The organism is Oscillochloris sp. ZM17-4, from assembly GCF_019599295.1.
GTDB lineage: Bacteria > Chloroflexota > Chloroflexia > Chloroflexales > Chloroflexaceae > Oscillochloris.
In genome coordinates, this window is record NZ_JAIEWN010000030.1 from 61577 (window position 1) to 68136 (window position 6560).

Consider the following 6560-nt stretch of genomic DNA (forward strand, 5'->3'; position numbering starts at 1 on the left):
CACATCGATGGCGGCGGCCTGCGCCAGGGCCGCCAGCGGGTCGCCGGCCCTGGCCCGCTCGATCGCCAGGTCGGCAGATGTGCGCGCCCGCTGATCATCGGCGCCGATGCGCGCCACCATGGCCTGGCACTCGTCCCAGCGCCCGCTGCTGGCGAGCAGGCGGGCGATCTCATCCCGCGCCCAGTCGCGCTCATCATCATCATGAAGCTGCCCCAGGGTGGTCTGGGCCTCCGCGTAGTCGCCGCTCTGCGCTATCGCCACGGAGACCTTGGCGAGCGCCCGGTCGCGCTCCTCACCCTCGGGGAGCTGCGCCGTGATCCGCAGGGCCCCCTCCCGGCGACCGAGCGCGGCGTGGGCGGCGGCGAGCGCGGCCAGCAGCGGCGCGCGATCATCGCCGGTGAGCGAGTCGATATCGCTGGTGGCGCGCTCGATGGCCAGCATGGCCACGAGGCCGTCCAGGGTCAGACGCAGGTCGAGGAGCGCGGCGACCCGCACCTCAACCGCGCCGATCCGCTCGGCGGCGGCGAGCGCGTCCCCATCCTTCTCGGCGAGGGCCAGGGCGTGGGCCAGCCGGGCGAGGCCGCGGTCGCGCTGGCCGGGGCTGGGCAGGGCGTCGATCCGCGCGTGGGCGGCCCGGTCATCAGCCGCCGCCAGGTCACAGGCCAGCTCGATCTGCGCCCAGGCGGCCACCGTCTCCAGGGTGATCTCCTCCAGGATCATGGCGCCGCGGGCGTCGCCGGCCCGCGTGAGGGCCACGGCGACCTCGGCCCGCGCCCAGGAGCCCATGCCCTCGTGCAGAATCCCCTGGGCGACGCGGCGGGCGCGACCAAGGTCGCCGACGGCGATCAGGTGTCGCGTCACCTGGGTCTCGACCATCGCGCGGCGCTCCAGATGCTCGATCCGCTCGCCGACAGCCAGCGCGACCGCAGCGTCCCCAAGGCTCACGGCGGCAGAGGCGAGGGCCACGAAGAGCTGCTCGCGCTGCTCGCGCCAGCTGTGAGAGGTCGGGCTCGCCTCCAGATCGAGGGCGCGCGAGAGCAGGCGCATCGCCGAGGATCGCATGCGCGCGCCATAGCAGGCCTCGCCGATCCGGCGCAAGGTCTGGGCCTTGTCCATGCCGTCGGGCAGATGATCGACCAGCTCGATCACGCGCTTGAGGGCGACCTCGCGCCCGACGTGCTCAAGGCCGGCCACCATCGCCGCGACGGCGCTGTCATCGTTGAGGGTGCGGGCGCGGGTCGCCAGGGTTCCCGCCAGGGCGGCCGCGCGAACCGTGCGCAGGGGCGGCCCGACTGCTGCCGCGCGCATCTCCCAGGCCGCATCGCGATAGGCGTCGGCCCACGATGCGCGGCGCTCCTGGGCGCGCACCCACTCGCGCGAGGTGACCTGGGCCAGCCGCGAGTCGCGCTCCTCACGCGGGCCGAGGGCGGCGTGGCGGGCCATCTGCAAGGAGAGGTAGCGACCTATTGGCGAGGCGGCCGCGCCAGGCGCGCCATCCGCGAGGCAGCGGGCGGCGAGGTCGGACAGGTCGGCGTGGGCCTGCGCGATATGATCGGGCGCGCGGCTCGCCAGGAAGCTGCGCAGGGCACTATGCGTGAGCGTCGCCAGCATCAGGGGCGGGCCTGGGGGGCCATCCGGCTCGTGCGGGGCCGCCTGCATGGCGAGGTCGATCAGCTGGAGCGCCTCCCAGCGCAGCAGCCGCGGCTCGGGGTCTTCGCCGAGCAGGTCGGCCGCGATCGACAGGGGCAGCGCGTCGCCGGCGGCGGCCAGCAGCAGGGCCAGCCGCTGCCCCGTCATATCGAGCCCCTGCCACCAGTGGTTGAGCAGCGCACCCAGGCCCTCGGGCGGGGCCGCAGGGTCGATCAGGCCCTCGGGCAGCCAGGCCGCCGCGAGGCGCGTGTAGAGCATGTTGCCGCCGGCGGCGGCCAGCAGCGGCCCCGCGCCCTCACTCGCATAGCCAGCGGCGGCCAGGGCGCGGGCCGCGACCTCGGCGACGTCCGGGTCATCGTCGGGCAGGCGCAGCCGCGCCCTCGGGGCCACCGGCAGCGCGGCCCCCGGGGCGCACCCAACGATCACCGTGACCCCAGGCGGGATATCGCCAGGGATGATCGGCGCGGCTGGCATCCTGGGCTGCGTGTCGCGCGCGGGCAGATCGATCAGCAGGGTGAGCGGGCCATCGGGGTGACTGGCCGCCTCGGCGAGCAGCCTATCGAGGGCGGTGGGGTCGGTGAACGATGCGGGGTCGATCAGCGGGACTCCGGGGCGGCGCAGGGCGATGATCTGGGCGTAGAGGGCCGGGAGGCCGGCGGGGTCATCATCGGCGAGCCAGAGGGGCATCGGGTGGCGCGCGGCGAGGGCCGCGAGGGCGGTGGTGACCCCGCTGCCGGGCGGCCCCTCGATGGCCAGCAGGCCGCCGCGCGCACCAGCGGCGGCCGCCTCGATCATGGCGAGAAGGCGGGTGCGCTCGACGGCGCGGCTCAGGCAGGCTGCGGCGCGGGCGGCCTGGCGCTCCAGGCTCGCCGAGACCTCGGCGTGGAGCGCGGGGAGCGCCTCCAGTGCGGCGAAGGCCTGCGGCAGGTTCCGGCTCGGTGTCAGCGTGCTCATGCCACTCATCATACTACAAACGCGGGGGCGGGGCTGCGCGCCGCCTGCGCCCACAGGGCATGGGCAACGTCCTGCGCGCCCCCCTGGCTGGCGACTGACGTCGCGTGCGCCCAACAAAAAGCGGCGCGGGCGGCATTTGCCGCCCGCGCCGCTTTTTGGTACCTACTTGACCTCGGCGGTGGCGCCGGCCTCGGCCAGCTTCGCCTTGGCGGCCTCGGCGTCCTCCTTGCTGACGCCCTCCTTGACCGCCTTGGGGGCGGCCTCGACCAGATCCTTGGCCTCCTTCAGGCCCAGGCTGGTGAGCTCGCGCACCGCCTTGATCACCTGGATCTTGTTGGCGCCGATCTCCTTGAGGATCACGTCGAACTCCGTCTGCTCCTCGACCGGGGCGGCGGCGGCGGCCTCGCCGGCGGCCGGGGCGGCGAACCCGCCCATCATCATCGGCGCGGCGGCCGTGACGCCCCACTTGTCTTCCATCGTCTTCTTCAGCTCGACCAGCTCGAGCACGTTCAGGGTCTCAATCGACTCAACGATCGCGTTAACCTTATCGCTCGCCATCGCGACACGCTCCTTAAAGTGTGCTAACTCTACTATCGACAAATATAGGCCAGAAGGGCAGCGGCGGCCGACTAGGCGGCCTCGCCGGCGGACTCCGTGGGCGGCTGCAGCTGATCGATGCGGGCCTGCACCACATAGACGACATTCGAGATGGCCGCGTTGATCACGCCGACCACACCGGACACCGGCGCGGAGATAGCGCCGACCACCTGAGCCAGAGCCTGCTCGCGGCTGGGCAGCTTCGTCACATTCTCCAGGCCATCGGCCCCGATCGGGCTGGTGCCCAGCAGGCCGCCGCGGACGACCAGCGCCTTCGGGCCTGTCCTCGACGCGTCCAGCAGCACCTTGGCAACCTTAGACACATCATCGTAGGCAAAGGCCACGGCCGTCGGGCCTTCGAGCAGCGGCTCGATCGCCTCGCGCCCACTGTTGCGGGCGGCCAGGCGGAGCAGCGTGTTCTTGGCGACGATCATCTCTGCGCCGTTATCACGGAGCTTCGCCCGCAGGGCCGTCAGCTCAGCAACCGTGAAGCCGCGGTAGTCAGCCACCACCGCCAGCTGCATACGCGACATCTTATCAGACAGATCCTCGACAATATCGATCTTGCGCTGTGTTGGCATTCGTTCACCCCCTCTCTTGCGCGTGATGTACAAAAAGACCACTGCGTCCTAGACACAGCGGCCGAGTGTGAATATGACGGCGCGGGCACGCCCGCGTTGATCATATCTGCACAACCTCGGCTGGCGGCCTGCTGGCCATTAAGGGGCGCCCGTGCGACCCACCAAGCTGTCTAGGGTGGCTATGAATTTTTCAGGGCCGCGCGGATTATACCACGCTTTTGCCATCCGGCGGCGGTCGGGCGAGGGGCGTAGCAGCGCCGCGCCACGAGGGGCGTAGCAGCGCCGCGCCAGGAGGGGCGTAGCCAGGAGAGGCGTAGCAGCGCCGCGCCAGGAGGGGCGTAGCCAGGAGGGGCGTAGCAGCGCCGCGCTGCTACGCCCTTACAGCGGCGACCACAGGCGGATCCGCTACCCTTGGTTCATCGTCTGCACCAGACTCGGGTTCATCGGGATGCCCGGGCCCATCGTGCTCGTCAGCGTCACGCTGCGGATATAGACACCCTTAGCGCCGCTAGGCTTGGCCGCCTTCACCGCCTCCATCAGCGAGATGAAGTTCTCGGTGATCTGCTGGGGCGTGAAGCTCACCTTGCCGATCGCCACGTGCAGGATGCCGGTCTTATCGTTGCGGAACTCGACGCGGCCGCCACGCACCTCACGGATCGTGCGGGGGAGGTCCTCGGCAGGGACGATCGTGCCGCTCTTGGGGTTCGGCATCAGGCCGCGGGGGCCGAGCTTACGGCCGATACGGCCGACCTTGCCCATCATATCGGGGGTGGCGATCGCCACGTCGAAGTCGAAGAAATTCTCCTTATCGACGCGGGCGATAATGTCATCGGCGCCGGCGAAGTCGGCCCCAGCGTCCAGGGACGCCTGGATCGCATCGCCCTGGGCGAAGACCAGAACGCGCACCGACTTGCCGGTGCCGTGGGGCAGGGCGACGGTGGTGCGGATATTCTGGTCGGCGTGGCGCGGGTCGATCCCGAGGCGCAGGTGAACCTCGATCGTGGAGTCAAAGGAGACGAAGGACGTCTCCTTCACCAGGCTGATCGCCTCCTCGGGCGTGTACAGCTGGTTCCGGTCAACCTTCGCGGCCGCGGCGGTGTACTTCTTGCCGTGCTTCGGCATTGCGCATTCCTTTCGTGGTCAGACGGGCCAGCGGCCCTCCCACATTGAGAATGTCGAATGTTGAATTGTCAGAGCATTCCACATTCAGCATTCAGCATTCCACATTAGTCAACGATCTTGATTCCCATGCTGCGGGCGGTGCCGGCGATAATCTTCTCGGCCCCCTCGATATCGAGGGCGTTCATATCGGGCAGCTTCTGCTGCGCGATCTGGTGCAGCTGGGCGCGGGTGATCTGGCCGGCGCTGGTGCGGTTCGGCGTGCCCGAGCCCTTGGCCGCGCCGGCCGCCTTGCGCAGCAGGTCTGCGGCGGGCGGGGTGAGCAGCTTCACCTGGAAGGAGCGGTCGGAGTAGATCGTGATCTCAACCGGCACGATGCTGCCGGCCTGAGACGAGGTCTTCTCGTTATACTCCTTCACAAAGCCCATGATATTGATACCGTACTGGCCCAGGGCGGGGCCGACGGGCGGGGCCGGGGTTGCCTTCCCGGCGGGGAGCTGAAGCTTGACGATTCCGACGAGTTTCTTTGCCACAACAATGCTCCTCTGTAGTGGAGATCGCGGCGGGCCGCCGCGCTCCTCCCTCACCGGGCCGGCCGGCTTCGTCTGCCGATCGGTGAGGTGTCAGACATACGTGTGGGGGCCAGAGGCCCCCAGCGTAACGCAAACGAAGCTTGCGCGTGAGTTCTAGTCGACCAGGCGTGTGACCTGGAGGAAGTCTAGCTCAACGGGCGCCTCGCGCCCGAAGAAGGAGACGAGGACGCGGACGCGGCCGCGCTCGTGGTCGATCGCATCGACCACACCCTCAAAGTCGGTGAAGGGGCCATCGGTGATCTTGACGGACTGGCCCTTCTGGTAGCTGACGCGCACCTTAGGAGCCTCGCCCTCCATCTGCTTGAGGATGGTCTTGACCTCATCGTCCTCAAGTGCGGTGGGGCGGTTGCCGTGGCCGACAAAGCTGGTGACGCCGGGGGTGTTCCGGACAACATACCAGGAGTCGTCCGTCATATGCATCTGCACCAGCACATAGCCGGGGTAGATCTTCTTATTGACGGTGCGGCGCTGGCCGTTCTTGATCTCAATCTCTTCTTCGGTGGGCACAATCACGCGGAAGATCTGGTTGCGCATCTCCATTGAGTCGATGCGATGCTCCAGGTTCTGCTTGACCTTGTTCTCATAGCCAGAGTAGGTGTGAATCACATACCAGCGACGCTCTTCGCCGCCCTCGCTCGGCTTCAGGGTGCTCTCACCGCTCTCTTTTTTTTCTTCCTCTGTCACTGCAGCCCCCACATCACTAGCTCTTAACTCAGGAGCGAAACCAGCTGCGTGTACAGGAACAGGAACAGCGAATCGCCAACAAACAGAATGAGACCAATAGTCACAGAGATGGCGATAACAACGATCGTCAGCCGGGTCGTCTCCTCGCGGTTCGGCCAAACGACCTTCCGGAGCTCGCTCCGAGTCTCACGAAGCGTGCGCGCGACGACATTTTCCTGCTGATCTCGCTCTTTTTCTTTGGCCACGGCCATTATATTTCCTTAAGTAGGCGGTGTAGGGGTGGCATCGGAGTAGGGACGCAGCGCGCTGCGTCCCTACTCCGATGCCAGCATGCAGAGCCTACTCGATGATCTTGGTGACGACGCCGGCGCCGACGGTGCGA

Annotated in this window: 7 protein-coding genes; all 7 read right to left on the minus strand. The window is 68.4% G+C overall.

Translation table 11 applies throughout. The annotated features are described in order from the left end of the window. On the minus strand, nt 1-2604 hold a 2604-nt coding region (locus tag K2Z83_RS19305), incomplete at its 3' end, for a hypothetical protein (RefSeq protein ID WP_220596823.1). A 162-nt stretch (nt 2605-2766) separates the two neighbouring features. Continuing rightward, nucleotides 2767-3162, minus strand: coding sequence for a 50S ribosomal protein L7/L12 (rplL, locus tag K2Z83_RS19310; protein ID WP_220596824.1), 396 nt, complete (start codon nt 3160-3162; stop codon nt 2767-2769). 71 nt (nt 3163-3233) lie between these two features. Beyond that, nucleotides 3234-3782 (minus strand): 50S ribosomal protein L10, encoded by a 549-nt coding sequence (rplJ, locus tag K2Z83_RS19315; RefSeq protein ID WP_220596825.1) that lies wholly within the window; start codon nt 3780-3782, stop codon nt 3234-3236. Between the two features lie 405 nt (nt 3783-4187). Beyond that, nucleotides 4188-4904 carry a 50S ribosomal protein L1 gene (rplA, locus tag K2Z83_RS19320; RefSeq protein ID WP_220596826.1) on the minus strand — a complete coding sequence of 239 codons (717 nt, stop codon included), beginning with the start codon at nt 4902-4904 and terminating at the stop codon, nt 4188-4190. A gap of 104 nt (nt 4905-5008) precedes the next feature. Next, nucleotides 5009-5434: a 50S ribosomal protein L11 gene (gene rplK, locus K2Z83_RS19325; RefSeq protein WP_220596827.1), complete on the minus strand. Its 426-nt coding sequence runs from the start codon at nt 5432-5434 to the stop codon at nt 5009-5011. Between the two features lie 153 nt (nt 5435-5587). Further along, nucleotides 5588-6178: a transcription termination/antitermination protein NusG gene (gene nusG, locus K2Z83_RS19330; RefSeq protein WP_220596828.1), complete on the minus strand. Its 591-nt coding sequence runs from the start codon at nt 6176-6178 to the stop codon at nt 5588-5590. A 23-nt stretch (nt 6179-6201) separates the two neighbouring features. Then, on the minus strand, nt 6202-6429 hold the full coding sequence (gene secE, locus K2Z83_RS19335; protein ID WP_220596829.1) for a preprotein translocase subunit SecE: 228 nt from the start codon (nt 6427-6429) through the stop codon (nt 6202-6204). Nucleotides 6430-6560: the final 131 nt, after the last annotated feature.

Excerpts from the sequence above, each read along its gene's own strand:
- rplJ (WP_220596825.1), bottom strand. The coding sequence starts at position 3,782 with ATGCCAACACAGCGCAAGATCGATATTGTCGAGGATCTGTCTGATAAG.
- rplA (WP_220596826.1), bottom strand. The coding sequence starts at position 4,904 with ATGCCGAAGCACGGCAAGAAGTACACCGCCGCGGCCGCGAAGGTTGAC.
- rplL (WP_220596824.1), bottom strand. The coding sequence starts at position 3,162 with ATGGCGAGCGATAAGGTTAACGCGATCGTTGAGTCGATTGAGACCCTG.
- secE (WP_220596829.1), bottom strand. The coding sequence starts at position 6,429 with ATGGCCGTGGCCAAAGAAAAAGAGCGAGATCAGCAGGAAAATGTCGTC.